The sequence below is a fragment of the Massilia sp. 01N410 genome (genome assembly GCF_056399665.1).
Genome location: NZ_JBFTRV010000003.1, coordinates 158,842 through 183,467, shown reverse-complemented (window position 1 = coordinate 183,467; position 24,626 = coordinate 158,842). Strand labels below are relative to the sequence as shown.

28 protein-coding genes are annotated in these 24,626 nt (G+C 66.8%); 16 read left to right on the top strand and 12 right to left on the bottom strand.

Going from position 1 to position 24,626, the window contains the following annotated elements; genetic code table 11:
- Positions 1–19: 19 nt before the first annotated feature.
- The gene (locus AC1DOP_RS05765) at positions 20–493 is read left to right on the top strand and encodes a MarR family winged helix-turn-helix transcriptional regulator (protein ID WP_441933605.1); all 474 of its coding nucleotides are present in this window, start codon (positions 20–22) and stop codon (positions 491–493) included.
- Positions 494–551: 58 nt separating this feature from the next.
- Here AC1DOP_RS05765 and AC1DOP_RS05760 read toward each other — a convergent pair whose 3' ends face one another.
- Together AC1DOP_RS05760 and AC1DOP_RS05755 are read right to left on the bottom strand one after the other, a co-directional pair.
- Positions 552–1,382 (bottom strand): hypothetical protein, encoded by an 831-nt coding sequence (locus AC1DOP_RS05760; protein WP_477250331.1) that lies wholly within the window; start codon positions 1,380–1,382, stop codon positions 552–554.
- Between the two features lie 160 nt (positions 1,383–1,542).
- Positions 1,543–2,100, bottom strand: coding sequence for a DUF488 domain-containing protein (locus AC1DOP_RS05755; RefSeq protein ID WP_477250329.1), 558 nt, complete (start codon positions 2,098–2,100; stop codon positions 1,543–1,545).
- Between the two features lie 101 nt (positions 2,101–2,201).
- Here AC1DOP_RS05755 and AC1DOP_RS05750 point away from each other — a divergent pair, with 101 nt between their 5' ends.
- From AC1DOP_RS05750 to AC1DOP_RS05740, 3 genes are all read left to right on the top strand, one after another.
- A complete protein-coding gene (locus AC1DOP_RS05750) occupies positions 2,202–2,576 on the top strand; it encodes a hypothetical protein (protein ID WP_477250327.1) in 375 nt (124 codons plus the stop codon).
- 12 nt (positions 2,577–2,588) lie between these two features.
- Positions 2,589–2,804: a hypothetical protein gene (locus AC1DOP_RS05745; RefSeq protein ID WP_477250325.1), complete on the top strand. Its 216-nt coding sequence runs from the start codon at positions 2,589–2,591 to the stop codon at positions 2,802–2,804.
- A gap of 71 nt (positions 2,805–2,875) precedes the next feature.
- Positions 2,876–3,082 (top strand): hypothetical protein, encoded by a 207-nt coding sequence (locus AC1DOP_RS05740; RefSeq protein WP_477250323.1) that lies wholly within the window; start codon positions 2,876–2,878, stop codon positions 3,080–3,082.
- A gap of 15 nt (positions 3,083–3,097) precedes the next feature.
- Here the strand turns inward: AC1DOP_RS05740 and AC1DOP_RS05735 are convergent, their stop codons facing one another.
- Complete coding sequence (locus AC1DOP_RS05735; protein WP_477250321.1) at positions 3,098–3,676, bottom strand: hypothetical protein; 579 nt, start codon at positions 3,674–3,676, stop codon at positions 3,098–3,100.
- 536 nt (positions 3,677–4,212) lie between these two features.
- On the opposite strand from AC1DOP_RS05735, the gene AC1DOP_RS05730 reads away from it, so the two are divergent.
- Both AC1DOP_RS05730 and AC1DOP_RS05725 read left to right on the top strand, forming a co-directional pair.
- Positions 4,213–5,874: an alkaline phosphatase family protein gene (locus AC1DOP_RS05730; protein ID WP_477250319.1), complete on the top strand. Its 1,662-nt coding sequence runs from the start codon at positions 4,213–4,215 to the stop codon at positions 5,872–5,874.
- Positions 5,875–5,944: 70 nt separating this feature from the next.
- Complete coding sequence (locus AC1DOP_RS05725) at positions 5,945–7,399, top strand: Ppx/GppA phosphatase family protein (RefSeq protein ID WP_441933591.1); 1,455 nt, start codon at positions 5,945–5,947, stop codon at positions 7,397–7,399.
- Here the strand turns inward: AC1DOP_RS05725 and AC1DOP_RS05720 are convergent.
- Both AC1DOP_RS05720 and AC1DOP_RS05715 read right to left on the bottom strand, forming a co-directional pair.
- Positions 7,396–7,668, bottom strand: coding sequence for a hypothetical protein (locus AC1DOP_RS05720; RefSeq protein WP_441933589.1), 273 nt, complete (start codon positions 7,666–7,668; stop codon positions 7,396–7,398). The two genes, AC1DOP_RS05725 and AC1DOP_RS05720, sit on opposite strands and share 4 nt — an antisense overlap.
- Positions 7,669–7,786: 118 nt before the next feature.
- Positions 7,787–8,743, bottom strand: a complete 957-nt coding sequence (locus AC1DOP_RS05715) for a diguanylate cyclase domain-containing protein (protein ID WP_441933587.1) — start codon at positions 8,741–8,743, stop codon at positions 7,787–7,789.
- Positions 8,744–8,874: 131 nt separating this feature from the next.
- On the opposite strand from AC1DOP_RS05715, the gene AC1DOP_RS05710 reads away from it, so the two are divergent.
- Both AC1DOP_RS05710 and AC1DOP_RS05705 read left to right on the top strand, forming a co-directional pair.
- On the top strand, positions 8,875–9,417 hold the full coding sequence (locus AC1DOP_RS05710) for a GbsR/MarR family transcriptional regulator (protein ID WP_477250316.1): 543 nt from the start codon (positions 8,875–8,877) through the stop codon (positions 9,415–9,417).
- On the top strand, positions 9,414–10,391 hold the full coding sequence (locus tag AC1DOP_RS05705; RefSeq protein WP_477250314.1) for a TIGR01777 family oxidoreductase: 978 nt from the start codon (positions 9,414–9,416) through the stop codon (positions 10,389–10,391). Before AC1DOP_RS05710 ends, AC1DOP_RS05705 begins: the two co-directional genes overlap by 4 nt.
- A 93-nt stretch (positions 10,392–10,484) precedes the next feature.
- Here the strand turns inward: AC1DOP_RS05705 and AC1DOP_RS05700 are convergent, their stop codons facing one another.
- The 3 genes from AC1DOP_RS05700 to AC1DOP_RS05690 all read right to left on the bottom strand — a co-directional run bounded on the left by AC1DOP_RS05700 (position 10,485) and on the right by AC1DOP_RS05690 (position 14,128).
- A complete protein-coding gene (locus AC1DOP_RS05700; RefSeq protein ID WP_441933581.1) occupies positions 10,485–10,958 on the bottom strand; it encodes a SixA phosphatase family protein in 474 nt (157 codons plus the stop codon).
- Positions 10,924–13,098 (bottom strand): polyphosphate kinase 1, encoded by a 2,175-nt coding sequence (gene ppk1 / locus AC1DOP_RS05695; protein ID WP_441933580.1) that lies wholly within the window; start codon positions 13,096–13,098, stop codon positions 10,924–10,926. Before ppk1 ends, AC1DOP_RS05700 begins: the two co-directional genes overlap by 35 nt.
- A gap of 91 nt (positions 13,099–13,189) precedes the next feature.
- Positions 13,190–14,128 carry a LysR substrate-binding domain-containing protein gene (locus AC1DOP_RS05690; protein ID WP_477250311.1) on the bottom strand — a complete coding sequence of 313 codons (939 nt, stop codon included), beginning with the start codon at positions 14,126–14,128 and terminating at the stop codon, positions 13,190–13,192.
- 22 nt (positions 14,129–14,150) lie between these two features.
- Between AC1DOP_RS05690 and AC1DOP_RS05685 the strand changes: the two genes are divergently transcribed.
- Entirely contained in the window at positions 14,151–14,831 is a 681-nt protein-coding gene (locus tag AC1DOP_RS05685; RefSeq protein WP_441933577.1) for a DUF4336 domain-containing protein, read from the top strand.
- On the opposite strand, the gene AC1DOP_RS05680 is transcribed toward AC1DOP_RS05685, so the two are convergent.
- Positions 14,821–15,906, bottom strand: a complete 1,086-nt coding sequence (locus tag AC1DOP_RS05680) for an acyltransferase family protein (RefSeq protein WP_477250310.1) — start codon at positions 15,904–15,906, stop codon at positions 14,821–14,823. The genes AC1DOP_RS05685 and AC1DOP_RS05680 overlap by 11 nt on opposite strands.
- 114 nt (positions 15,907–16,020) lie before the next feature.
- Between AC1DOP_RS05680 and AC1DOP_RS05675 the strand changes: the two genes are divergently transcribed.
- Positions 16,021–17,844 (top strand): DUF885 domain-containing protein, encoded by a 1,824-nt coding sequence (locus AC1DOP_RS05675; RefSeq protein ID WP_441933573.1) that lies wholly within the window; start codon positions 16,021–16,023, stop codon positions 17,842–17,844.
- Here AC1DOP_RS05675 and AC1DOP_RS05670 read toward each other — a convergent pair whose 3' ends face one another.
- From AC1DOP_RS05670 to AC1DOP_RS05660, 3 genes are read right to left on the bottom strand one after another with little or no spacing between them, the layout of a single operon-like run.
- Positions 17,845–18,513, bottom strand: a complete 669-nt coding sequence (locus AC1DOP_RS05670; RefSeq protein WP_441933571.1) for a TMEM175 family protein — start codon at positions 18,511–18,513, stop codon at positions 17,845–17,847.
- Positions 18,514–18,532: 19 nt separating this feature from the next.
- Entirely contained in the window at positions 18,533–19,684 is a 1,152-nt protein-coding gene (locus AC1DOP_RS05665) for an acyltransferase family protein (RefSeq protein WP_477250307.1), read from the bottom strand.
- Entirely contained in the window at positions 19,681–20,571 is an 891-nt protein-coding gene (locus AC1DOP_RS05660; protein WP_441933567.1) for a LysR family transcriptional regulator, read from the bottom strand. Before AC1DOP_RS05660 ends, AC1DOP_RS05665 begins: the two co-directional genes overlap by 4 nt.
- Before the next feature lie 158 nt (positions 20,572–20,729).
- Between AC1DOP_RS05660 and AC1DOP_RS05655 the strand changes: the two genes are divergently transcribed.
- The 6 genes from AC1DOP_RS05655 to AC1DOP_RS05630 all read left to right on the top strand — a co-directional run bounded on the left by AC1DOP_RS05655 (position 20,730) and on the right by AC1DOP_RS05630 (position 24,598).
- Positions 20,730–21,806, top strand: coding sequence for an NADH:flavin oxidoreductase (locus AC1DOP_RS05655; RefSeq protein WP_441933565.1), 1,077 nt, complete (start codon positions 20,730–20,732; stop codon positions 21,804–21,806).
- A gap of 54 nt (positions 21,807–21,860) precedes the next feature.
- Positions 21,861–22,202, top strand: a complete 342-nt coding sequence (locus tag AC1DOP_RS05650) for a DUF6152 family protein (protein ID WP_441933563.1) — start codon at positions 21,861–21,863, stop codon at positions 22,200–22,202.
- Positions 22,202–22,711, top strand: coding sequence for a DUF6644 family protein (locus AC1DOP_RS05645; protein ID WP_441933562.1), 510 nt, complete (start codon positions 22,202–22,204; stop codon positions 22,709–22,711). Before AC1DOP_RS05650 ends, AC1DOP_RS05645 begins: the two co-directional genes overlap by 1 nt.
- Positions 22,712–22,814: 103 nt before the next feature.
- Positions 22,815–23,234, top strand: coding sequence for a DoxX family protein (locus tag AC1DOP_RS05640; protein WP_441933561.1), 420 nt, complete (start codon positions 22,815–22,817; stop codon positions 23,232–23,234).
- A gap of 50 nt (positions 23,235–23,284) precedes the next feature.
- Positions 23,285–23,668 carry an OsmC family protein gene (locus AC1DOP_RS05635; protein ID WP_477250304.1) on the top strand — a complete coding sequence of 128 codons (384 nt, stop codon included), beginning with the start codon at positions 23,285–23,287 and terminating at the stop codon, positions 23,666–23,668.
- Positions 23,669–24,598, top strand: coding sequence for a pirin family protein (locus AC1DOP_RS05630; RefSeq protein ID WP_477250301.1), 930 nt, complete (start codon positions 23,669–23,671; stop codon positions 24,596–24,598).
- Positions 24,599–24,626 lie beyond the last annotated feature (28 nt).

Below are 24,626 nucleotides of genomic sequence, written 5' to 3'. Positions count from 1 at the left end.
GTTGATAATGTCATCCATTATGCCGAAACAAGTTGATCAAGTCAACCAACATGCGGGGCGTCCGGTCGACGACGTGCTCGAGACCATGCATGCGATCATGCATCTCTACCGCTCGGCCCAGCAGCGCAGCCTGCGCGATGGGCCCAACGACCTCGCCCACATGGAGGTGAAGGCGCTCGGCTTCTTCGCCCGCCATCCCGGCGCCACCCAGAGCGAACTGGTGGCGCATTCCGGCCGCGACAAGGCCCAGGTGGCGCGCCAGATCCGCGCGCTGCGCGAGCGCGGCCTGCTGGAAGTCCAGGCCGACGAGGCGGACCGCCGCAGTTCGCGTTTGAGCCTGTCCGCTGAAGGCCGCGCCGTGCACGCCGCCCTGCACAGCAATGACGGCCGGCTGAAGGAGCAGGCCTTGCAGGGCTTCACGGCAGGGGAGCAGGACGCGCTGCGGGACCTGCTGGCGCGGGTGCGCGCCAACCTGCGGGCGATGCCGGACTGAGCATTAGAGGGTGTAAATGAAAGCAATGCCCGCCTGAACCTCCCATTCTTTCTCCTTGCTATTTCGGCGCGGGCAGGAATTGCATCTCGAAGTCTACGCCGCTTATGTGGCGATTCGCTGGGGTGAGTTGGATCGGGCTGGCGCCACCTGTCTGGGTCACCACGAGCTCGCCGAACCCAAACGCCGGGCCCGGGGTGAAGGCAGCAGGTATCGGCGACACGGCAACGGTCAAGCTCTTGCCGAGCAGCGCGCCTTTAATCGTATACGGGACAATATAGAAGTTGGGGTCGGCTGCGTTGACGCTTCCTTCGAGGCCGACGGCCTCTACGGTGACTTTGTCGAACGGGAACTGCCCGGGGATCGCGACCGTCACCTTGGTATCGGCGCTGATTGAAAAGTGCGTCGAGGCGTGTGGCGTGGCCAGGTTCTTGGACCACCGGATGTTCCCGCTGATGCTAGCTTCATCCAGGACAAGCTTGGCGCTCACGTTGTAGTAGAAGGACCAGAACTCGGCATCGCCTTCGCCTGTCACCGAGGTGTTCACCGTGAGGACGAGATCACCGTTGTCGCGAATGGAAAGGCCGGTCGACGAGATGATCCACTGTCCCCAGGTCTCCTCCTCGAGGATGTTGGCCATGCTTGCGCTCGTCGCTGCCTGTAGCAGAACGCCAGAGATCCGATCGATCGTCACCTCAACGACAGCGTCGGTCTCCGACGTGTGTGCGCCTATGCCCAGGAAACCGGAGCTCCCCTCGGCGCGTTGCCTTTGCACAGCGATGCCGGAATAGATGAGCAACCAGACATTGGGCTCGGCGGTCAGGACCGAGACCTTTTGGGGCAACTGAACCTGAGCGCTGTCATTGACGTTCAGCTTGATGGTGTTTGTCATTTGCATTCCTCCTGCCGTTCGTTGAACTGAGCGTTTCCGTGCTTAGAACGTAAGGCGTGTTCAAAAGTTCAATTAGTCGAGCTCGGCCGGGATGCCGCGCCGAATCGCAGCCGCTCTGCCATCGCCGCCGACCTGGATGGGAAATGTTGTCTACACCCTTTTAGAAAAGATCGCCCTGCGCCTCCTCCTGGCGCTGGGTGTCGGACGGGTAGGTGATGTGCAGGCCATCCACGTGGGCGAAGGGCGTGAGCTTGTGCGGGCGCGGCGTTTGCGGACCGATGATTTCCTCGACCGGAATGCCGCGCACCAACAGCGCGTCGGCCACCAGCGAGCGGTGGCAGCGCCACGGCACGGCTTCGGCGCACATCAGGGCGCAACGCCGGTCTTGCGCCAGTTCGATGACGCTATCGAGGTTGCGCGCGAACTCCTCGGTCTGCATGTAGTCGGCGTAGCCGCGAAAGGAGGTGTTGCGCCAGCCGGCATTCGGCGAATCAGGACGCGGCCGCCTCAGCCCGCCCAGCCCGGCCAGGTAGCGGTATTCGATGCCGGCCGCGGCCAGCGATCCGGGCAACTGGTCCTGGCCGAACTGCGGGTTATGGCGCGACTTCGGCACCGTGCGGATATCGAGCACGCAGGCGATATGGTTGCGCTTCAGCAGCTCGACGAATTCCTCGATCGAGCGGTTCGAGTGGCCGATGGTGGAAACGGTCTGAGTCATCGCCGTACGTATCGATGTTGGGCCTTTCATTCTTGCACAGGCATCCGGCAGGCGGCGCCCGCACCGCTGGGAATCCGGCCGCCCGGCCCCATATGGCCTGCATGCCTACCTTCATCCGGCGCCTGGTCCTTGCCCCTGTCCTTGCCATTGCCCGCTATCTGGACGCCGCCAAACTCTTCGATTTTTTCGAGAATGCGACCCTGTTCAAGCGGCGCATGCGCGAGTCCGTTTTCATCAATTGCTGGCACCGCAACCAGGACGACAGCGCCGCCATGTGGGCGCTGTACGGCAAGTCGGGATGCGCGGTGGCGCTGACCAGCACGGTCGGCCAACTGGCGGACACCCTGCGCGGCGTGGACAACGAACACGATATCGCGATCGAGCGGGTCGAGTACGTCAAGCACTGGCGCGATCTCAAGCTGGATGTCTCGCCCGCCTATGCGCGCATCTTCGCCTACAAGACCAAGGCCTACTAGTACGAAAAGGAAGTGCGGGTCATTATCGATCGTACGGGGAGCGATCCGATTCCGGAGTCATTTAACTCCGGAATCGTAGTACCTATCGACCCGTCCAGGCTGCTGCGCAGCATCGTGATCGCGCCCGACGCACCGCCCTGGTTCGAACAGCTGATGCGCCAGTCGGCGCGGTTTTACGGCATCAGGGCGCCGGTGCGGCGCTCGAAGCTGGCGACGGATCCGATCTGAATCCCTCCGCGGAGCCGCTGCCGTCGTCGTGGTGGACGGGTGCGAGCCAGCAGGCCAGGAAAGACGGAATCGTGGCGACCATCACGAATACGAAATGGCTGACATTGCCCTTCCTCCAGCATCTTCGCCGCCAACGACCTGACCCCCTGCGGGGTCCGCCTGGCCCGTTCGGGACCTACGAGAACCCTGCCCGCTTCGAGGACCGTTGCGGCTTCGACCCCGAGAAAGAGGAGCGCCTGCCGGAGATGCTGGCCTGGCGCGACGTGCACCGCGGTTAGGCGATCGCTACGCGCTCACCACTTGCAGCCCTTGCCGGTGACGGCGCTGGCGGCCAGCGGGATCACGGCCAGCACGCCCAGGCCGGCGTAGGCGTTGCGGCAGTCGGCCGGCTTGGCGCGCTCGATCGCCTCGCCCAGCTTTTCGTCGCGGGTGGCGCGCATCGGACGTCCGCGGCCGTCGGCGCCGCGTGCGGCCTGCAGGTCGAAGCTGACGGCGGCGGCGCTTTGCGCCGGGGCGCTCTCCGCGGCCACGGCTTCATCCTGCGGCGCCAGCATGATGACGGGCGGCGGCTCGGCGGCCTTGGCTGCTTCAGACGCCGGCGCCGCGCGTTTTGCCTGGGCGGCGGCAGGACTCGCGGCGCTGGCGCGGAACGATTGCGGCGGCTGCGCCGGCTGCGCCGGCTGGATTGGCCGCGGCAAGGCCTCGGTGCGCGGCGGCGCCAAGCGCAGCAGGGTGAGCTGCATGCTCGCCACCGGCGCATCGTCGGGCGGCACCCGCGGCGCCATCTGCACGAGCCAGGCCAGCACCGCGGCATGCGCCAGCAGGCTGAGGCCCAGGCCGTAGGCCGTCCGTCGTGGAAGTGGAATGCTCATCCGGCCATTCTAGCGGCATGGGACCGCGCAAAATGCGCGGACTGTCACAGCGCCGGGACCGGCCCCGGACCTTTACCGCGTCCACGCCAGCCCGGCACCAGCAGGCCAGGCCCCAGCATCCAGGCCATCGACGGTTCGGGCACGGGCAGGGGGGGGCGTCGAGGTCCAGACGAAGGCATCGGCAATCAGATAGCCGGAGGCGGTGGCGTCGCTGTCGTTGCGGAAGCTGATGTCGAAGTTTTGCTGGCCGTCGAAGCGAAGCGGCTGACTTGGGTCGCTGGTGGACGCCTCCGAAGTCAGGCCTTTCGACCATTAGCTCACCCTGCCGTCCGCGAACGCCAGCTTGACCTTCATCTCGCTCCGGGCGCGCGCGTACTCGTGCAGGTCGATGTCGGTGACGCTGCCGCTGGCCTGGGCGCTGGAGCTGAGCATCACCCCGGTATGCGGCGAACAAGCAACTCGGCGGCAGCGCCGTGTCGCCGCTGGTGTGATGGGAATGTCATCAAATTGACACATTGGCTTCCTACAATGCGCGCATGCCATCCATCAAGCGCTTCTCCCTACTCGTTTCCTGCGCCGCCGCACTGGCTGGCGCTTCCTTCGATGCCGCCGCCGCCCCGGTCCGCGACACCCCGCCGCCCAAACTGGTGCTGGTAATGGTGATCGACGGCCTGCCTGCCGAGCAGCTGCAGCGCTACCGCGCCCAGTTCGCGCCGGACGGCGGCCTGCGCCGCCTGCTGGAGCAGGGCACCCAATTCACCAACGCCCACCAGGCCCACGGCGTGACGGTGACGGCGGTCGGCCACTCGGCGGTATTGAGCGGCGCCTATCCCTACCGCCACGGCATCATCGGCAACAACTGGATCGACGCCAGCGGCCGCCTGGTCTACTGCACCGAGGATGCGAATTACAAATACATCGGCGAAGAGACCGGCGAGCATGACGGCACCTCGCCGGCCAGGCTGCGCGTGGACACCCTCGGCGACCAGCTGCGCTACGCCTCGGGCAATCGCAGCAAGGTGGTGGCGGTGTCCGGCAAGGACCGCGGCGCCATCCTCCTGGCCGGCAAGACCGGCACCGCCTATATGTTCATGGACAAGACCGGCGACTTCGCGTCCAGCACCTATTACATGCAGCAGCACCCGGCCTGGGCCGAACGCTTCAACCAGGCCAAGCCCCAGGACCGCTATTACGCGAAGTCCTGGAAGCCGCTGCTTCCCGCCGGCGCCTACGTCGACGATGCGCCGGACCCCGAGCCGAGCCTGAAGAGCCCGAACCGCTTTCCCTTCACCTTCTACAGCGAGAGCGGCGAACCGGGCGCCGATTACTACACGCGCCTGAAGGCCAGCCCGGCCATCGACGAGCTGACCCTGGAATTCGCCCAGGCCGCGATCGAGGGCGAGCAGCTCGGCGGCAATGCCAGCGGCGCCACCGACCTGCTGGGCGTCAGCCTGTCCGGCCACGACTACGTGAACCACGCCTATGGCCCGGAAAGCCGGATGTCGCACGACCACCTGCAGCAGCTCGACCGCATGCTCGGCAAGTTCTTCCGCTACCTCGACCAGCGCGTCGGCAAGGACCAGGTGCTGGTGGTGCTGACCGCCGACCACGGTTTCGCGAATACCGCCGAGTTCTCCAGGAGCCGCCACATCGACGCCCGCCGCATCGACCAGAAGCCGCTCGTCGCCGGTCTCGAGGTCGAGCTGGGCAAGCGCTTCGGCATCGCCGGCCTGGTGAAGCATGCCTACGCGCCCGAGGTCTACCTCGACTATGACGCGATCGAGCGCCACAAGCTGCCGCGCTGGGAGGTCGAGGACGCCGCCGCCCGCTGGCTGCTGGGCCAGCCCGGCATCGCCGAAGTCTTCACCCGCAGCCAGCTGGAGCAGGGCGTGGCAGGCAAGTCGCGGCTGGCGCTTCTGATGCAGCGGGCCTGGAACCGCGAGCTGTCCGGCGACCTGGTGCTGGTGCCGACCGCCTACTCGTCGTTCGGCAGCGGCGACAGCGGCGCCACCCATGGCACGCCCTACGCCTATGACACCCAGGTGCCGCTGGTGCTGATGGGCCGCCCCTGGATCCGCAGCGGCGCCGCGCCGCAGTATGCCGAGGTGGTCGACATCGCGCCGACCCTGGCCCACCTGCTGCGCCTGCGTGCCCCGGCCGGCGCCGAGGGCAGGGTGCTGGACGAAGCACTGAAGTGAGATGGAAACGGGTCCGGCGTCCATGGCGGCTATACTGCACACAACGCCACCCCGGACCTATCTCAATTTCATGTACGCAGCCGTCGACCTGGGCTCCAACAGCTTCCGCCTTCACATCGGCGAACCGATCGCCGGCCAGATGCACATCGTGCGCACCGCGCGCGACCCGATCCGCCTGGCGGCCGGCCTGCAGCCCGACGGGGCGCTGAGCAGCGAGGCCATGGAAACGGCGGTGCGCAGCCTGCACGGCCTCGGCGCCATCCTGCGTCAGCACAAGCTGGACGCGGTGCGGGTGGTTGCCACCAACACCATGCGCGTGGCCACCAATGCCGAGGCCCTGCTGCCGCGCCTGGAAGCGGCGATCGGCCATCCGATCGAAGTGATCTCGGGCGAGGAGGAGGGCCGGCTGATCTACATGGGCGTGTCCTGCGCGCTCGGCCGGCCGGGCGAGCAGCGCCTGGTAATCGACGTCGGCGGCGGCTCGACCGAGGTGATCGCCGGCCGCGGCGACGAGATCCAGCTGGTCGAATCCTTCAGCATCGGCACCCATCCGCAGAGCGCCACCTATTTCCCCGGCGGGCGCATCGACGCCGCCTCCTTCGAAGCCGCCGTCAACGGTGCCCGTGCGCGCTTCGAGGACGCCGCCGCCCAGTACCGCGCCCACGGCTGGCAAGCCGTGCACGGCTCGTCCGGCACGATCCGCGCGATCAACGAGGTCATCACCCGCAACCGCCTCGGCGACGGCAGCATGTCCTTCGACAGCATGCTGGTGCTGCGCGACCGGCTGATCGAAGCCGGCCACGCCGACGCCTTCGACCTGCCCGGCATCAAGCGCGAGCGCGTGATCGTGATGGCCGGCGGCCTCAGCGTGCTGCTGGGCGCGATGGAGGAATTCGGGGTGCGCGCGATGAACGCCATCAATGCCGGCCTGCGCCTGGGCGTGCTGTCCGACCTCGACCTGCGCGCCCGCCGTAGCGACCGCCGCGACAGCGCGATCCAGGACTGCATGCGCCGCTTCGGCGTCGACGAGCAGCGCGCCCTGCGCACCGCCTCGATCGCGCGCCAGCTTTACGACAGGCTGGGTCCGGCCGACGATGCCACGCGCCGCCAGCTGCTGTGGAGCTGCATGCTGCACGAAGTGGGGCTGGCGATCTCCCACACCGGCGCCCACAAGCACGCCGCCTACATCGTCGAGCATGCCGACCTGCCGGGCTTCACCAACCGCGAGCAGCGCCTGCTGAGCACCATCGTGCTGGCCCAGAAGGGCAATCTGCGCAAGGTGAGGGAGGCGCTGGGCACACCCGACCTGGCGCGCGCGGTGCTGGCGATCCGGCTGGCGGCCGTGTTCATGCACGCGCGCGTGGACGCCGACGTCGACGGCCTGAAGCTGCGCATGAAGAACCGCATCGAGATCGATACGCCGCGCGGCTGGCTGAAGCAGCATCCGACGGTGGCGGCCTGGTTCGAGAAGGAAGTCGTGGCCTGGGGCGAGGTCGGGGTCGGCTTCCAGGTGGCGCAGGTCTAGAAGGTCGAACAGTTAAAGAAGCCGCGATGGCCGAAGCAGGTCGTTGTCGTCGGCGAAGTCCGGTAGCGCTCGATGGCGTGCTTGGTGTCCATCGTGAGGATACATGAGCGCCACTGCTCGGAGTCGCGCGTATTTCCCAGTCTTTCGCACGCCGGACCGTACACCGCGATCATCTCGTCCACTTCGCGCTGCTGTTGCGCGGCCCGGTCCGCTTGCGTTGTGCAGCCACCCAGCAGCAGCGCCAGCGTCAATGCCAATGTCGTACGCATGTCAAACCTCCTCTCGGCTTCCCGCGCACCAACGGTGGCACGACGGCGAACGTCAACGTTCACCGGTTAATTCCTTTTCGATGTTGTAAGGTTCTATGGGAAACGCATCGCGCGGCGATCAGGCCTCGGCGTCGCAGATCCGGTCGCGCCCCGCGGACTTCGCCTGATAGAGGCGCCGGTCGATGCGGTCGAGGAATACGTTCGGGTCGTCCTTGGGGCCGGGAACGATGGTGCCGACGCCCATGCTGACGGTCACCAGCCGCCCGACACCCGAGCGGGCATGTGGAATTTCCTTCTGCTTCAGCAGTTTGCGGCAGCGTTCCGCCTTGTCGAGGGCGGCTTGCTGGCCGGTCGCCGGCAGCAGCAGCACGAATTCTTCGCCGCCGAGGCGGGCGCACAATTCGCCCGGAAGCGAGGCGCCGGCTTCCATTGCCTGGGCCACGCGCCGCAGGCATTCATCGCCATGCACGTGGCCATAGTGATCGTTGTATTGCTTGAAATAATCGATGTCGATGATGACGAGCGACAGCGCTTCGCCGGTTTCGCAGGCTTTTGCCCATTCGACGGCATAGACGGTGTCGAACATGCGCCGGTTGGCGATGCCGGTCAGGCTGTCGCGGTAGGACAGGACCTCCAGCTCACGCTGTAGTTGAAGGATCTTGTCCTCGGCCTGCTTGCGTGCGGTGATGTCGAACATGAAGCCGACCAGGGAATCGACGCTGCCGTCCGGCCGGCGTACCACGTGCACCACGTCGCGGATCCAGACATGGTCGCCATGACGCGTCAGGGCCCGGTAGTCGGCCTCGTGGTCCACGCCCCGCTGCGACTGCGCCACACAGAAAGCGACTGTCTTTTCGCGATCCTCCTCGTGGATGCGATCGGCCCAATCGTTCACGGTCAGCCAGCTCGACGGGCTCCAGCCCAGCAGTTCCTCGATCTGGGGGCCTATGTAGGTGAAGCGCATCGTGGTCCAGTCGATGCGCCACGGGATGGCCTTGGTCGATTCCAGGAGCGTGCGATAGACGCCGGGATCGTCGCAGGCAAGCGCCTGGAAAGTCGGGAGGGTAGATGTCATCGGTAAATACGCTTGGCAGGTAAAGCATTGTGCACTATTTACGTGCCGGCCCGACACTATTTGCAAAAACAGTTTGACAACGGTTTCAGTGTGTTCTTTAATTTCTGTATTAGCAGAAACAAGAGAAAACCATGCTGAACAGCCCGACCGCGCAGAAATTCATCCTCCACTGGGGCGAGATGGGCACCCGCTGGGGCGTCAACCGCACCGTCGCCCAGATCCACGCGCTGCTGTTCCTGGCGGGGCGGCCGCTGACCGCCGACGACATCGTCGACACCCTGGGCGTGGCGCGCTCGAACGTCAGCAACAGCCTGAAGGAGCTGCAGAGCTGGAAGCTGGTGCGCGTGTCCCACGTGCTGGGCGACCGCCGCGACCACTTCACGGCCCTGCAGGACGTCTGGGAAATCTTCCGGGTCATCGTCGAGGAGCGCAAGCGCCGCGAGATCGACCCGACCCTGAGCGTGCTGCGAGAGTGCGCGATCGAAGGCACGCAGGACCCCGAACTCGACGCCGCCGCCCTGGCCCGCATGCAGACCACGCTCGACTTCCTCGAGATGCTCAGCGCCGGCTTCGACGATTACAGGCACCTGTCGCCGCAGACCCTGCAGCGCATGCTGAAAATGGGCGGCAAGGTCGCCCGCTTCCTCGGCCCCAACGACAAGGAGAGCACATGAAAGCCGCCACCGACATCCAGGCATCGCCGATCATCGTGTTCGACGAGACCAAGCGCACCGTGGTGGTGACCGGCGCCACCGGCTTCGTCGGCCGGCACCTGGTGGATGCGCTGCTGCGCGACGGCCACCAGGTGATCGCCCTGACCCGGCAGCCGGAGCAGGCCGTGCGCCTCTTCGGCGGCAGGGTGCGCTGCATCGCCTCGATGGACGGGCTGGACCCGGCGACCAGGGTCGAGGTGGTCGTCAACCTGGCCGGCGCCCGCATCCTCGGGCCGCGCTGGAGCGGCAAGCGCAAGGAAGCGCTGCGCCGCAGCCGCATCGGGCTCACCCGGGGCGTGGTCGACTGGATCGCGCGAGCGGAGCACAAGCCTTTCGTGTTCCTGTCGGCGTCCGCGATCGGCTACTACGGCATCCAGAAGATCGGCGACCAGACCGCGCTCGACGAGAGCGCGCCGCCGCTGCCGATGTTCATGTCGGACCTGTGCCGCGAATGGGAAGAGGCGGCGGGTGAAGCCGCGCGGTATGGCGTGCAGGTCGAGTGCATGCGCTTCGGCCTGGTGCTGGGCAAGGGCGGGGCGCTGCCGATGCTGCTGCTGCCGATCCGGCTGGGGCTGGGCGGCAGCCTGGGCGGCGGGCGCCAGTGGCTTTCGTGGATCCATGTGGACGACCTGGTGCGGGCCATCGCGCATCGCTGGCGGCAGGCCGCCAAGGCCGGCGGCGGGGAGGGGCGGCGCGGCGCCACCAATTTCACGGCGCCCGAGTGCGTGAGCCAGGCGGAGTTCAGCCGCATCGCGGCGCGCATCTGGCACCGCCCCGCGCTGATGCCGACGCCGGGCTGGCCGATGCGGCTGGCGCTGGGCGAGCAGGCCGACCTGCTGCTGGAGGGGCAGCGGGTGGTGCCCGCGCGGCTGGAGCGGGAAGGTTTCGTGTTCCGCTATCCCGGCCTGGCGCAGGCGCTGCAAAGCCTGAAGTGAGAGCGGTGGGCGAAAGATCTGCAACTAACCGACAGTGCAATCAAGACCCACGGCAAGCCGGGGCCTGAACGGCCCCGCCGGCGAACAAGGTGCTCAGCGCAGCTTCCCGACCAGGTCCGGCCCCACTGCCAGCCGCACGAAAGGCGCCGGATCCGCCTCGCCCTTGTGCGCAATCCAGAACACGCTGGCCTTGCGGATCTTCCACTCGTGCGGCTCGCCGCAAAAGATCAGCGAGGCCACCTGGCCCAGCAGCGGACTGTGGCCGACGATGACCACCGGCAGGCGCGCATTCGGCCAGCCGCTCGCTTCCAGGATGGTTTGCGGCGTCGAGTCGGTGTTGAGGGCGTCGACGGTCTGGAACTTGCGGCCCAGTCCCTCGGCGGTCTGCACGCAGCGGGTGGCGGGGCTGGACAGGATGCGGCACTGGGCCGGCAGCTGGCGGTCGAGCCAGGCGCCGACGCGCGAGGCGTGGCGCGCGCCCTTGGGCGTCAGCACGCGCAGCTGGTCGGCCGCCTCGTCCGGCTTGTGCGCTTCAGCCTCGGCGTGCCGCCACAGGATCAGTTCCATGTTCTGTCATCTCCAGGTTGAGTTCCTTGTCGTGCTGGTCGGCCGTGCCCATGCCCAGGGTCTCCATCAGCTGCTGCTGGGCGCTGTACGCTGCCTGGCTGCCGCGCGGCTTGCGGCGGCGGTAGTGGCCGTCGCTGCCGAGTTCCCAGGTGTTGACGTTGTCCTTCAGGTAGACCTGCAGGCCTTCGCGGATCACCCGTTTCTTGAGGGCCGGCGAGCGGACCGGGAAGGCGATTTCGACACGGCGGAACAGGTTGCGGTTCATCCAGTCGGCGCTGCTCAGGTAGACGTCGTGCTGCAGCTTGTTGCGGAAGTAGAAAATCCGGCTGTGCTCGAGGAAGCGGCCGACGATCGAACGCACCCGGATGTTCTCCGACAGGCCGGGCACGCCGGGCCGCAGCGAGCAGGCGCCGCGCACGATCAGGTCGATGCGCACGCCGTCGTTCGAGGCGTCATACAAGGCGCGGATCACCGACTCGTCGGTCAGGGAATTCATCTTGGCGATGATGCGCGCCGGCTTGCCTTCGCGCGCGATCGCGGCTTCCTGGCGGATCGCCTTCACGATTTCTTTCTGCAGCGAGAAGGGCGCCAGCCAGATGCTCGAGAGCTGGGTCGGGCGCGTCATGCTGGTGAGGTGGATGAAGACCTCGTTGACGTCGGCGGTGATGTCCTCGCTCGACGTCAGCAGGCCGAAGTCGGTGTAGTGCTTGGCCGTGGTCGGGTTGTAGTTGCCGGTGCCGAGGTGGGCGTAGCGGCGCAGGCCCTGCGGTTCGCGGCGCAGCACCAGGGCCAGCTTGGCGTGGGTCTTCAGGCCGACCACGCCGTAGACGACCTGGGCGCCGGCTTCTTCCAGGCGCTCGGCCCAGTTGATGTTGGCTTCCTCGTCGAAGCGCGCCATCAGCTCGACGATGACGGTGACTTCCTTGCCGCGCAGCGTGGCTGCGATCAGCGCGTCCATCAGCTCGGAATTTTCCCCGGCGCGGTAGATGGTCTGCTTGATCGCCACCACGTTGGGGTCGGCGGCCGCGCAGCGGATGAAGTCGATCACCGGTTCGAAGGACTGGAAGGGGTGGTGCAGCAGCACGTCCTGGCGGCCCAGCACGTTGAAGATGTCCTGGCGGTTGACCAGCTTGGCCGGAAAGCCCGGCACGAAGGGCGTGAATTTCAGTTCGGGCCGCGCATTGGTGTTGACGATCTCCAGCAGGCGGCCCATGTTGACCGGGCCGTCGACGGCGAACAGGCGCGAACGGTCGATCGAGAACTGGTCGAGCAGGAAGTCGGCCAGGTGCGGCGGACAGCCGCGGCCCACTTCCAGGCGCACCGCGAAGCCGTAGTTGCGGCTGTGTAGCTCGCTCTGCAGGGCCTGGCGCAGGTTCTTGACCTCTTCCTCGTCGACCCACAGGTCGCTGTTGCGGGTGACGCGGAACTGCGAATACGAGACCACTTCGCGCCCGGTGAACAGGTCGGCCATGTGGGCCTGGATCACCGAGGACAGCAGGCAGTAGGATGCGCCCGGCTTGTCGGACAGCTCGTCCGGCAGGCGGATCACGCGCGGCAGCACGCGCGGCGCCTTCATGATCGCGATACCGGTGCCGCGCCCGAAGGCGTCCTTGCCGGCCAGTTCGACAATGAAGTTCAGGCTCTTGTTGATCACGCGCGGGAAGGGGTGGGCCGGATCCAGTCCGATCGGCGTCAGCAGCGGACGCACTTCATTGTCGAAGTACTGCTTGACCCAGGCTTTCTGGGCGGCGTTGCGGTCGGAGCGGCGCAGCAGGTGGATGCCGTTCTCGGACAGGCGCGGCAGGATCTCGTCGTTCAGCAGCGCGTATTGGCGCGCGATGATCTTGCGGCATTCCTCGCTGACGCCGTCCAGGTTGACGCTGCCGCTGTCGTCGATGCCGGCCTGGTGGCGGTGCTGGGCCAGCAGGCTGGCGACCCGTACCTCGAAGAATTCGTCGAGGTTGCTGCTGACGATGCACAGGAAGCGCAGGCGCTCGAGCAGGGGCACCGAAGGATCCTCGGCCTGTGCCAGCACGCGCCGGTTGAATTCCAGCAGCGATATCTCCCGGTTCAGGAACAGGGCCGGGCTGTCGGCGATGGGCGCGACCAGCGCCTCATCCGGTTTTGACTTCATGTCCATTGGGCTCGAATATTTCACTCGTGGCAACGAAGTGTAGAGTCCGATTATGACAGGACCGTGACCTGCGCGGCGCGCGCCCTGCCGAGCGGTATCAGCCGGGCAGTGGGCGTTCCACTGGACAGTTCATGGCCAGCATGCGCTGCACCGGCGATGCGTCGCGCAGGCGCTCGCGCCACCATTTCAGGGCCGCGCCTTCCTCGCCGGTGCGCCAGGCGATGAACAGGGTCTCGTCCGGCCGCGGCTCCTCGACCTCCTTCTCGACCAGGCGGCCGGCCTCGATCGCCGGCCTGGCCCAGGCTTCGGGCAGGAAGCCGAAGCCGAGGCCGGCCAGCTGGAAGTCGTATTTGGTTTGCATGTCCGGCACGGTCAGGGTGTCCTGGCCGAACAGCAGGCCCACGGTGCGTGCCTGCAGCAGGCGTACCGAGTCCGCCACCGATACCGCGCGGTGCTCGCTCAGCTCGGCCTTGCCCAGGCGGTGGCGCACGGCGGCCAGCGGATGCGAGGGCGCCACCGCGAACACGAAGGAGAGCCTGCCGATCGGCTCGGCCGTGTAGCCGCCGCCGGACGGCCCTTCGCCGGCGGCGCCGGCCAGGAAGTCGACGCGGCGGTCGAGCAGGCTTTCCCAGGTGCCGGACAGGGCTTCCTTGACGATGCGCAGCCGGGTCTGGTCCGCCACTTCATAGAAGGCGCGGATATCCTCGTTCAGGCCGAGCGGCGACAGCGCCGAGTCGATGCCGATCGTGAATTCGGTCTCCCAGCCGGAGGCGACGCGGCGCACCCGGCTCTCCAGGTCGCCGGCCGCCTTCAGCAGGTAGCGGCCTTCCTTCAGCAGTTCCTCGCCGGCGGCCGTCAGCACCACGCGTGGGCCGAAGCGCTCGAACAGCTGCACGCCGAGGTCTTCCTCGAGCTTGGATACGGTATAGGAGATCGTCGAAGGTACGCGGAACAATTCCTTGGCGGCGGCGGAAAAGCTGCCGCGGCGGGCGATGGTGTCCACGGTGAGGAGGGCGTCGAGGCTGATTCTTAGCATGTAACTATTTTACAATAGGGCCATGCTCAAACAAATCGCCCCCGATCTCTGGCATATGGAACGCGGCTTCAGCGCCGCCGGCCTGCCGGTCTCGTCCCGCATGACGGTGGTCCGCTTCAGGGACGGCCGCCTGTGGCTCCATTCGCCGGTCCGCTTCGACGAGGCCGTGGCCGGGCAGTTGCGCAGTCTCGGCACGGTCGCCTTCATCGTCGCCCCGAACCGCGCGCATCACCTGTTCGCCAGGCACGCCCAAAGGATGTTCCCGCAGGCGGCCCTGTACGGCGCGCCCGGCCTGGCCGCCAAGCGCCCCGACCTGGCGGGCATGATCGAGCTGAAAGACACGGTCGAGCCGGAGTGGCAGCAGGATCTCGACCAGGTCTGCATCCGCGGCATGCCCTTCGTGAACGAGGTGGTGTGGTTCCACAAGGCCTCGGCCACGCTGATCATGACCGACGTCCTGCAGTGCTGGTGCGGCGAACTGGATTGGCGGACGGCGCTGTATGCGCGCCTGACCGGGGTCCGCGGCCACCTCGACGTGCCGCGCACGGTGCGCCTGGTCACGCGCGACCGCATGCTCGCCGCCGGCAGCGCCCGCGTGATCCTGCAGTGGCCTTTCACCCGCGTCATCACGGCGCACAACAGCGTCGTCGAGCAGGACGCCCACGCCGCCGTGGCGCGCGCCTTCCGCCGGTTCAAGGCCTGAGGCGTATGACGCCGGTAAATTGCTGGCTGAACCGCATGCCCAGGCGGCGGAAGAAGCCGACGCGGCGCTCGGTCAACTGTCCGAGTATGAAAAGGCAGGCGGCCAGTTCCGCATAAAAAAGTACCGGGGGCATGCCTGGAGATAAACGGTCGCCAAGTGGTTCGTGAAAGACGTAGATCGAGAACGAGAATCCGGCGAGGTAGCGGATCGGTTTCTCCATCTTTTTCATCCAGCCGAATGCCGGGGCAATTGCGGCGGCGGCCGCAAAATGGACGGTGACAAGCAGGCCAAGCAGGATGTCATAAACGAATTTGGTGGAGTAATGCAAGCGCCACGCTGGCGGGCAAACGGCGTAAAGCCAGGCGCGAAGCAAATCGGCCATATTGAACCAGAATAGCAGTCCGGCCATGCACAGGCTCGCGACATACCATGTCCATGCCCGCCGCTGACTCAGCGCCGGCATGCGGCGGTAAAGCCGGACGCCCATCAGCCATATCGGAAACAGGAGCAGGATTTTCGGACCCGCGATCAACATGGCCGCAGCCACCAGCCAGTTGCGATAGCGCTTCGGAGAATAAAGCCAGGCTGCAAAAATCACGTAATACCAGACTTCGTAATTCAGCGACCAGAATGGAGGATTCAGTGGCGCTTCCGTCCACCACAGGCCGGACTGCCCGAGGAAGACCATGTTCCTTAGCGTGGGCCAGAACGCATGCTCTCCCTTTTCAAGCGACAGCGCGAGCCCAAGCGCCAGCGCTGCCCAGGCGACTGGTACGATACGGGCGATACGGTGTTGCAGATAGATGGAAAGCGTGATGCCGGGACGCGAAGCGGCGTAGGCGATAACGTAACCGGAGAGCACAAAAAAGACGACAACGGCTTCGTGACCAGGAAACCTGATGGAGCTATCAGGATAAAACCGGGGCCAGGTGTGGAACAGGACCACGTTGACGGCCGCAATCAATCTGACCATATCGAGATAGACAGAAAATGCATGCGGAATTTTTTCAGGCGAAGCTGCGGCTGAGGATCCGGGCGCTGGCGACTTGCGGCGGCGAAACCAATGCTTGAACATGCTTCACTCTCTCTCGGTTAAAGAGCTTCCGGAATCCTCTATTTGCATGTAAATACATTGAACAAAATCACCGGTTTTGTCAAATAATTATTATTTTTTATTCAAGCAAAAGCCATGTACCCATCCTCCCGATCCCTGCGCGCTGCCAGCCTGGCCGCCGCCATCCTCGCCGCCGGCGCTCCCGCCACCCTCGTCCATGCCGCGGCCGCGCCGGCCTCCGCGGGTGAGCAGGCGGCCGCGCGCAAGGTCGACAGCATCGCCGCGAAGTTCTACGACACCCGCGCGCGCTTCGATCCGATGCTGTATGCCACCGCCAACGGCGACAGCCGCTACGACGACCAGCTCGGCATGGCGATCGATCCGAAGGTGATCAAGCGCTACCAGGCCGCGAACCACGGCTACCTGACGCAGTTGAAGGCCATCGACCGCACGCGCCTGTCGGACAAGGCCAGGCTGAACTACGACATCCTGGCCGCCGAGATCCAGGCCCAGCTCGACCTCGAACGCTTCCCGGAACACCTGCTGCCGCTGAACCACTTCGACAACCTGCCCAGCAACCTGGCCAACTACGCGAGCGGTACCGGTTCGCAGCCTCTGGAGACGCCGGCGCAATACCGCGCCTACCTGCGCCGCCTCGAGCAGCTGCCGGCCTGGATCGACCAGGCGATCGTCAACATGAAGGAGGGCATCCGTAACGGTGTGGTGCAGCCGAAGATCGTCACGACCCGCATGCTGCCGCAGTTCCAGCAGCTGCGCAGCAAGACGCCGGAGACCAGCGTGTTCTACTCGCCGGCCACGCGCTTCCCGGGCGCTTTTGCGGACAAGGACAAGCGCGAGCTGGGCGCCGGCTACCGCCAGGCTGCCGTCAGGATCGGCCAGGCGCTCGAGCGCCTGTGCGCCTTCCTCGAGAAGGACTACCTGCCGGCTGGCCGCAGCACGGCCGGCTATGGCGCGCTGCCGGACGGCGCCGCCTGGTACCAGGCCCGCATCAGGAACAACACCAACCTCGACCTGCCGCCGGCCCGGATCCATGAGCTGGGCCTGAAAGAAGTCGCGCGCATCCAGGGCGAGATGGCGAAGGTCGCGCCGAAGCTCGGCTACCAGGGCCCGCTGAAGGACTTCCCGCAATGGGTGGCGGCGCAGGCGAAATTCAAACCCTTTACCAGCGAGCAGCAGGTGCTGGAGCGCTACCGCCAGATCTACGGCCAGGTCGAGGCCAGGCTGCCGCAGTACTTCACCCTGCTGCCGAAGGCCAGGCTCGACATCCAGCTCGAACCCGAGCTGACCCGCGCCACCGCCTCCGACCATTACACGCCGGTGGCGGCGGACGGCTCGCATCCGGGCGTGTTCTGGGCCGTGGTGAACGATCCGAAGGACTACGACACGGTGGGCATGGCCACCTTGCTGCTTCACGAAGGCGTGCCTGGCCACCACTTCCACGCCGCGCTGCTGAAGGAATTGCCGCTGCCGGACTTCCGCAAGTTCTTTACCGAGCATCCGAGCGCGGCCGCCTATGCCGAGGGCTGGGCGCTGTACTGCGAGACTTTAGGCCGCGAGTTCGGCTTCTACGACGATCCCGCCTATTACTACGGCCACCTGAACGACGAACTACTGCGCGCGGTGCGCCTGGTGGTCGACACCGGCATGCACGCCCAGGGCTGGTCGCGCGAAAAGGCGATCGCCTATGCGATGGAAAACCTCGGCTACAACGAGGCCCAGGCCGCCAACCAGATCGAGCGCTACATGGTCTGGCCGGGCCAGGCCCTGGCCTACAAGATCGGCGCGCTGAAGATCCTGGAGCTGCGCGCGCGGGCGCAGCAGGCGCTGGGGCCGAAGTTCAGCTATGCGAAGTTCCACGAGGTCGTGCTGGGCGACGGCACCCTGCCGCTGCCCATCCTCGAAGCCCAGGTGCAGCGCTGGATCGACAGCGCCAGGTGATCAGGACGCCGCGTCCGCCGGCGCGGCCTGTTCGGCTTGTGGAGCGACCCGGCGCGCCACCGCATTGCCCAGCGGGCGCAGCGTAAAGCCCAGCACGAAGGCGCAGTTGGCCGAGCCCGGGAACAGGCCGGCCAGCGCCACCGCCAGCAGGGCGATCACGCCGAGGGCGGCCAGCCGGGTGCAGATGGCCACATAGGTGGCTTCATCCATCGGGTGGGCGCACAGCTGCGGATTGCGGTGGATGTGGCGCGCCACCAGCAGCGAGCCGCAGGCGATCAGGATCATCACACCGGAGTAGACGCCCTGCGCCAGCTGCGAGAAGAAATGGCCGTTGACGGCCGACGCGAAGGGCAGCAGGCTGGCGCCGCCCAGCATCAGGATGGTGCGCCACACCAGGCCGCCGTCGACATGCCGCACATGGCTGTAGACGCGGTGGTTGGCGACCCAGAAGATCCCCAGCACGATGAAGCTGACCAGCCAGGAATACAGGTTCGGCAGCAGCTCGACCAGGGCCTCGCGCAACTGGGCGTCGCTCGTCACCCGCAGGTGCTCGGGCAGGCGCAGGTCGATCACGAGCAGGGTCATGGCGACGGCGAAGATACCGTCGACCAGGGCTTCGATGCGGTGCTTGCTGAGCTGGAGGGTGGCGCCCGGCGTGGCGTGGTCCATGTACTGTCCCCGAGGATTGTTATTGTTGAACCGCCAATTCTCGCTTGGCCGCCTCGTCGACGCAAGCCCCCTTGCGGACGAAGCGGCCGGTGAACTTTTCCAGCACCAGGGCCAGGCCGAAGCAGAGCAGCAGCACCGGCAGGTAGACGCTGAAGGTCCAGGCCTGCTCCTTGCCCAGCATCGTACGGTACAGCCCGACCGCGGCCAGCACGACGAACATGTGGGACAGGTAGAGCTCGTAGCTCAGGCTGCCCATGCGCGCCAGCCAGCCCAGGCCAAGGCGCGGGGCCGGCGGATGCGCGTGGAAGGCCAGCAGCAGCGCCGCCGCGCCCAGCACCAGTCCGACCATACCGGACTTGAACAGGTGACGGTGCACCAGCTCGCCCCAGCCCAGGACCATCAGGATGCAGAAGCCGCCGAACAGGGCCAGCGCGCGGGCCTCGCGCGGCGTCGGCCGCCAGCGCCGGGTCAGCAGGGCCGCCAGCACGCCCCAGGCGATCGCCGCCATCCCGGGCAGGTAGGCCTTCTCCCGCCAGACTTCGTCCGCGACCGGCACCAGCGAGCGCAACGGGTTCAAGAGCAGCGCCCAAGCCAGCAGCAAGCCGACCAGCAGGCGCCGCGGCAGCCACAGGCACAGCAGCGGAAAGCCGAGATAGAACACTTCCTCGATCGACAGCGACCACAACACGTCCCAGCCGGCCGGCGCCCAACCGGTGCGGCCTTCGTACCAGTTGAAGGTGAAGCTCAGGCTCGATCCGAGCAGGCCGCCCACGCTCTGCCTGCCTTCGTCGGGGGCGAAGCCGGTCACGCCGGCCAGGGCCAGCGCCGCCAGCACGGCCAGGGTCAGGAACAGCAGCGGCAGGATGCGCAGCGCGCGGGCGCGGTAGAAGCGCCGCAGGTCGACCCGGCCGAGGCTCCCGTCGCGCTCGAGGATGCGGCCTGTAATCAGGAAGCCGGAGATGACGAAGAAGATGAACACCGCTTCGTAGCCGTTGAAGCTGACGGCGTTCAGCAGGCGCTTGGGCAGGTAGTCCTTCAGCAGGCTCGGGCCCAGCGGCAGGCGGAAGGGCAGGGCCAGGTGGTGCACGATCACGAGCAGGATGGCGAGGCCGCGCAGGCAGTCGATGCCGAAGTTGCGGGCCTGGAGGCCAGGAGTGGATTGCGGTGTCATACGGTCCTTGGGATGGCTGCGAGCTCCTGTTCCAGGGCGTCGAGGAAGACCTTGACCCGGGTAGGCAGGTAGCGCCGGGTCGGCATCACGGCCCACACCGACAGGTCTTCCATCCTAGCATCTTCCAGCGTCACGCTGAGCAGTTCGCCCTCGCTGAGTTGCCGGTGCACGTCCCAGTAGGCGAGCATTGCCAGGCCCAGCCCCTGCATGGCGGCAGTCCGCGCGGCATCCACATTGCTGGTCGTGACGCGCGCATTCACCCGCCTGCGCTGCAGCCCGCCGTCGACGATCAGCGGCCAGCGCGGAATGGCATGCAGGACGATGCATTGATGCGCGTCCAGGTCGGCAAGCCGGACGGGCATGCCGTGGCGCTGCAGGTAACGCGGCGAGGCGCAGATCACGCGCGGGTTGCCGACGATGCGCCTGGCCACGAGTTCCGAGTCCTCCAGCGTCGCCACGCGCAGCGCGAGGTCGAGGCCCTGGCCGACGATGTCGACGACGCGGTCGGACAGGTCGAGGTCGACGCGCAGTTCGGGATGCCGCTCCAGCAGCGCCGCCAGCACGGGCAGCACGATCGTCTGGCCGAAGACGCTCGGGGCGGTCAGCCTGAGTACGCCCGAGACGGCGGCCGACGAGGGGCGCAGTTCGCAGCGGGCGCTCTCTTCGGCATCCGCCATCGTGTTTGCAAACGGCAAAAAGGCCTCGCCCTCGGCGGTCAGCGAAATGGCGCGGGTCGTGCGGTGCAGCAGCCTGACGCCCAGCTCGTCTTCGAGCACGGCAAGGCGGCGCGACACCTGCATCGGGCCGATGCCGAGTTGCCGTCCCGCGGCGGACAAGCTGCCGGCGCTCACGGCGGCGAGAAAAATTCGAATATCCGGTATCTGCATCTTAACCTTTTTCGATAAGGCGCCTTCACGCGCGCCAGGCTGTTCGAATCGCGTTCCCGTTCATATCATGCGACTGTGATGCCGCAGTCGTGGCATGCCTTCTTCGAAAGCGAACAGACATGAATAATCATCAGACCGAGATTCTATCGAATTACGTTATGAAAGGCCGGACTTTGAGGAACAGGCTGGCCGTGGCGCCGATGACCAGGGTGACGGCGACCGGGGCCGGCGTCCCGACCCCGGCGATGCGCGACTACTACGCCAGGTTTGCCAGGGGCGGCTTCGGCCTGGTGATCACCGAAGGGTTGTACACCGACAAGGCATTCGCGCAGGGCTACCGGAACCAGCCCGGCATTGCCGACGACGTCCAGGCCCAGGCCTGGGCATCGATCACGAGCGAAATCCAGCGGCATGGTGCGCTGGTGTTCGCGCAGCTGATGCATGCGGGCGCCCTCAGCCAGGGCAATCCCTTCCGCAGCCATACCGTCGCGCCGTCCGCGGTGCAGCCCGCCGGAGAGCAGATGGCCTTCTACTTTGGCGAGGGGCGCTACCCGGTGCCGGCCGAAATCGGCGAACAGGAGATCGCCGAGGCCATCGATGGCTTCGTCCAGTCGGCGATCCGCGCGGTGCGCGTGTCCGGCTTCGACGGCATCGAGATCCATGGCGCGAACGGCTACCTGCTGGACCAGTTCCTGACGGCCCACACCAACTTGCGTACGGACCGCTGGGGCGGCAGCGTGGAGGGCAGGGTGCGCCTGCTGGAAGAGATCGTGAAAGCGGTGAAGGACGCGGTCGGCGGCGAGGTTCCCGTGGGCATCCGACTCTCGCAGGGCAAGGTCAACGACTTCACGGCCAAGTGGCCGGGCCGCGACGCCGATGCCGAGGTCATCTTCGGCACGCTGGCCCGTGCCGGCGCCGATTTCATCCATGTGACCGAATTCGAGGCCTGGCAGCCGGCGTTCGAAGGCGGCGGCGAGAGCCTGGTCGCCCTGGCGCGCCGCTTCGCACCGGGCGTGACCATCATCGCCAACGGTTCCCTGCACGGCATCGAGCGCGCGGAACACGTGCTGGGGCTGGGCGCGGACGTCGTTGCACTGGGCCGGGGCGCGCTGGCGAACCCGGACATGCCCCGCGTCTTCGAGCAAGGGCATGCGCCGCGGTCCTTCGACGGCGCCATCCTGGGGCCGATCGCCGACATCAAGGACTCCGAGCTCGCTTTCGGCGCCGGCGCTTGACGGAATTGAGCGGGACAGGCGTAGAATCGACACCTTCCCGAAGGAGTCCGCCACATGAAACGCTGGTTCCTGCTCGCCGCCTTCGCCGCGGCCGCCACCGCTTCGGCCCACCACGGCTGGAGCGAGTACGACACCGACAAACCGCTGCAGCTCAACGGCATCATCCAGGAAGCGGGCTATGTGCAGCCGCACGGCTGGATCCGTCTCAAGAGCGCCGGCAAGACCTGGCTGGTGGTGCTGGCGCCGCCGGGCCGCATGGAAAGCCACGGATTGCCCAAGGACAGGCTGGCCGCCGGCGCCAGCGCCAGCGTCTACGGGTATCCGCACCGCACCAGGCTTGATGAGATGCGCGCCGAACGCATCACCATCGGCGGCAAGACCACCGAGCTGCGCTGATGCCGCCCGGCGCCGGGCTCGACATTCCGGCCGGTGCTGCGGCCTGGACCGTCTGGCTGGCCGCCACGCCGCCGGCGGCGGCGATGCGCGCCAGCGCCTGGCTGTATCCCGGCATCGAAATCCTTCACATCATCGGCTTTACCGTGCTGGTCGGCGCGCTGGCGATGTTCGATCTGCGCGTGCTCGGCCTCGGCCGCGAGCTGCCGCTGCGCGCGCTGGCGCGCTACCTGCTGCCGTGGTCGGCGGGCGGCATGCTGGTGGTGCTGCCGAGCGGCCTGCTGCTGTTCGCCGCCGAGGCGCCCGACCTGGCCGCCAACCGGGTGTTCCTGCTGAAGCTGGTGCTGATCGCCGTGGCCGGCCTGAACGCGCTGGCCTTCCACCTCGGTCCCTGGCGCGTGGGCGACGGCTGGCCCGGCGGGGCGCCGCTGCGCGCGCGCCTGCACGCGGCGCTGTCGCTGCTGCTGTGGCTGGCGGTGATTGCCTGCGGCCGGCTGCTGGCCTATGTGTAGCATCGAAAATATCGATGATAGGCGGTGAAATAACTCGTTTTTTTTCCGCCGGCCGGGTGTCCATAATGGCTTCCATCGACAACCCGCACAGAAGGAGAACATCATGGAAACTAGCAAACTCTACCCCGTCGGCCGCGCCCTCGTCGGCTCCCTGTTCGTCGTGTCAGGCATCGGCAAGATCCTCGGCTTTGCGGGCGTGGCCGGCTGGATGGCCAGCATGGGCCTGCCGTTCGCCAGCCTGCTGCTGGCCGCCACCGTCGCCCTCGAAGTCGGCGGCGGCCTGGCCCTGGTGACGGGCTTCCAGGCGCGCTGGGCCAGCCTCGGACTGGCCCTGTTCCTGGTGCCGGTCACCTTGATCTTCCACGCTTTCTGGGGCGCCGGCGCGGCCGAGTTCCAGAACCAGCTGAACCACTTCCTGAAGAACGTGGCGATCCTGGGCGCGATGCTGGTGATCTTCGATATTGAACGCCAGCGCGTGCAGGCGAAGGCCGGCGTCGGCATCCTGCGCACCCACGCGGCCTGATCAGGTCCGCGCATCGCGTACAATCGATCGAAAACACGAAGGGGATCATCATGGAAGTGACGACGCACCGTGGCCAGGGACCGCTGCAGCAGGTCATCGAGATCGGGCCGCACCGGCTCCTGACGGACCTGCCGCCGGCACTCGGCGGCGAAGACAGCGGCCCGGAACCGCACGACCTGCTGGCCGCGGCGCTGGCGGCCTGCACCACCCTGACCGTCAGCCTGTACGCCAAGTGCAAAGGCTACGCACTGGACGAGGTGCGGGTCAGCATCAGGCACGGCCAGGAAGGCGAGGCCTACACCCTGCACCGCAGCATCCATTACGTCGGCGCCTTGAGCGAGGAAGAAAAGCAGCGCCTGACGGACATCGCCAACAAGTGCCCGGTCCACAAGACCCTGTCCGGGCAGATCCAGATCACCACGGAGGCAATCTAAATGGAACTCGACCAACATGACGCTGACAGCATGCTGGAAACCATCGTGGTGCCGCGCACCCACGACCTGGGCGGCGGTTTCGAAGTCAGGCGCGCGCTGCCGCACCGCGACCGCCGCATGGTCGGCCCCTTCGTCTTCCTCGACCAGATGGGCCCCCACGTGTTCGACGCCGGCACCGGCATCGACGTCCGTCCGCACCCGCACATCGGCCTGTCCACCGTGACCTATCTGCTGGAAGGCGAGATCTCGCACCGCGACAGCCTCGGCACGGTGCAGGACATCCGGCCCGGGGCGGTGAACTGGATGACGGCCGGGAAGGGCATCGTCCACTCGGAACGCACCGGTCCGCTGGTGCGCGCCCAGGGCTCGACCCTGCATGGCCTGCAGTGCTGGGTCGCGCTGCCGAAGGCGAAGGAAGAGAACGATCCGAGCTTTTCGCACATCGGCGCCGGCGAACTGCCGATCATCGACGGCGACGGCGCCAGTGCCCGCATCATCGCCGGCGAATACTTCGGCAAGCGCGCCCCGGTGCCGGTCGAATCGCCGCTGTTCTACGTCGACCTGGCCCTGCAGCCCGGCGCCCGCATCGGCATGCCGGCCGAATATGCGGAACAGGCGCTGTACGTGGTGGAAGGGACGCTCGACCTCGGCCGCGACGGCAGCTTCGGTCCCGGCCAGCTGCTGGTGCTGAAGCCCGGCGCGGCCGTGACCCTCGCCGCCGGCAATGGCGTCGGTGCGCGCGTGATGCTGCTGGGCGGCGAGCCGATGGATGGTCCGCGTTACCTGACCTGGAACTTCGTCTCCAGCTCGGCCGACCGCATCGAGCAGGCCAAGGAAGACTGGCGCGAGATGCGCTTCCCGAAGGTGCCGGGCGAGACCGAGTTCATTCCGCTGCCGGATCTGCCCGGGCGGCCGGTGCGCTATCCGTGAGCAGTCGCCGTCGTGCCCGCGCAGGCGG

Excerpts from the sequence above, each read along its gene's own strand:
- AC1DOP_RS05765 (WP_441933605.1), top strand. The coding sequence starts at position 20 with ATGCCGAAACAAGTTGATCAAGTCAACCAACATGCGGGGCGTCCGGTC.
- AC1DOP_RS05760 (WP_477250331.1), bottom strand. The coding sequence starts at position 1,382 with ATGACAAACACCATCAAGCTGAACGTCAATGACAGCGCTCAGGTTCAG.
- AC1DOP_RS05755 (WP_477250329.1), bottom strand. The coding sequence starts at position 2,100 with ATGACTCAGACCGTTTCCACCATCGGCCACTCGAACCGCTCGATCGAG.
- AC1DOP_RS05750 (WP_477250327.1), top strand. The coding sequence starts at position 2,202 with ATGCCTACCTTCATCCGGCGCCTGGTCCTTGCCCCTGTCCTTGCCATT.
- AC1DOP_RS05735 (WP_477250321.1), bottom strand. The coding sequence starts at position 3,676 with ATGAGCATTCCACTTCCACGACGGACGGCCTACGGCCTGGGCCTCAGC.
- AC1DOP_RS05730 (WP_477250319.1), top strand. The coding sequence starts at position 4,213 with ATGCCATCCATCAAGCGCTTCTCCCTACTCGTTTCCTGCGCCGCCGCA.
- AC1DOP_RS05725 (WP_441933591.1), top strand. The coding sequence starts at position 5,945 with ATGTACGCAGCCGTCGACCTGGGCTCCAACAGCTTCCGCCTTCACATC.
- AC1DOP_RS05720 (WP_441933589.1), bottom strand. The coding sequence starts at position 7,668 with ATGCGTACGACATTGGCATTGACGCTGGCGCTGCTGCTGGGTGGCTGC.
- AC1DOP_RS05715 (WP_441933587.1), bottom strand. The coding sequence starts at position 8,743 with ATGACATCTACCCTCCCGACTTTCCAGGCGCTTGCCTGCGACGATCCC.
- AC1DOP_RS05710 (WP_477250316.1), top strand. The coding sequence starts at position 8,875 with ATGCTGAACAGCCCGACCGCGCAGAAATTCATCCTCCACTGGGGCGAG.
- AC1DOP_RS05705 (WP_477250314.1), top strand. The coding sequence starts at position 9,414 with ATGAAAGCCGCCACCGACATCCAGGCATCGCCGATCATCGTGTTCGAC.
- AC1DOP_RS05700 (WP_441933581.1), bottom strand. The coding sequence starts at position 10,958 with ATGGAACTGATCCTGTGGCGGCACGCCGAGGCTGAAGCGCACAAGCCG.
- ppk1 (WP_441933580.1), bottom strand. The coding sequence starts at position 13,098 with ATGGACATGAAGTCAAAACCGGATGAGGCGCTGGTCGCGCCCATCGCC.
- AC1DOP_RS05690 (WP_477250311.1), bottom strand. The coding sequence starts at position 14,128 with ATGCTAAGAATCAGCCTCGACGCCCTCCTCACCGTGGACACCATCGCC.
- AC1DOP_RS05685 (WP_441933577.1), top strand. The coding sequence starts at position 14,151 with ATGCTCAAACAAATCGCCCCCGATCTCTGGCATATGGAACGCGGCTTC.
- AC1DOP_RS05680 (WP_477250310.1), bottom strand. The coding sequence starts at position 15,906 with ATGTTCAAGCATTGGTTTCGCCGCCGCAAGTCGCCAGCGCCCGGATCC.
- AC1DOP_RS05675 (WP_441933573.1), top strand. The coding sequence starts at position 16,021 with ATGTACCCATCCTCCCGATCCCTGCGCGCTGCCAGCCTGGCCGCCGCC.
- AC1DOP_RS05670 (WP_441933571.1), bottom strand. The coding sequence starts at position 18,513 with ATGGACCACGCCACGCCGGGCGCCACCCTCCAGCTCAGCAAGCACCGC.
- AC1DOP_RS05665 (WP_477250307.1), bottom strand. The coding sequence starts at position 19,684 with ATGACACCGCAATCCACTCCTGGCCTCCAGGCCCGCAACTTCGGCATC.
- AC1DOP_RS05660 (WP_441933567.1), bottom strand. The coding sequence starts at position 20,571 with ATGCAGATACCGGATATTCGAATTTTTCTCGCCGCCGTGAGCGCCGGC.
- AC1DOP_RS05655 (WP_441933565.1), top strand. The coding sequence starts at position 20,730 with ATGAAAGGCCGGACTTTGAGGAACAGGCTGGCCGTGGCGCCGATGACC.
- AC1DOP_RS05650 (WP_441933563.1), top strand. The coding sequence starts at position 21,861 with ATGAAACGCTGGTTCCTGCTCGCCGCCTTCGCCGCGGCCGCCACCGCT.
- AC1DOP_RS05645 (WP_441933562.1), top strand. The coding sequence starts at position 22,202 with ATGCCGCCCGGCGCCGGGCTCGACATTCCGGCCGGTGCTGCGGCCTGG.
- AC1DOP_RS05640 (WP_441933561.1), top strand. The coding sequence starts at position 22,815 with ATGGAAACTAGCAAACTCTACCCCGTCGGCCGCGCCCTCGTCGGCTCC.
- AC1DOP_RS05635 (WP_477250304.1), top strand. The coding sequence starts at position 23,285 with ATGGAAGTGACGACGCACCGTGGCCAGGGACCGCTGCAGCAGGTCATC.
- AC1DOP_RS05630 (WP_477250301.1), top strand. The coding sequence starts at position 23,669 with ATGGAACTCGACCAACATGACGCTGACAGCATGCTGGAAACCATCGTG.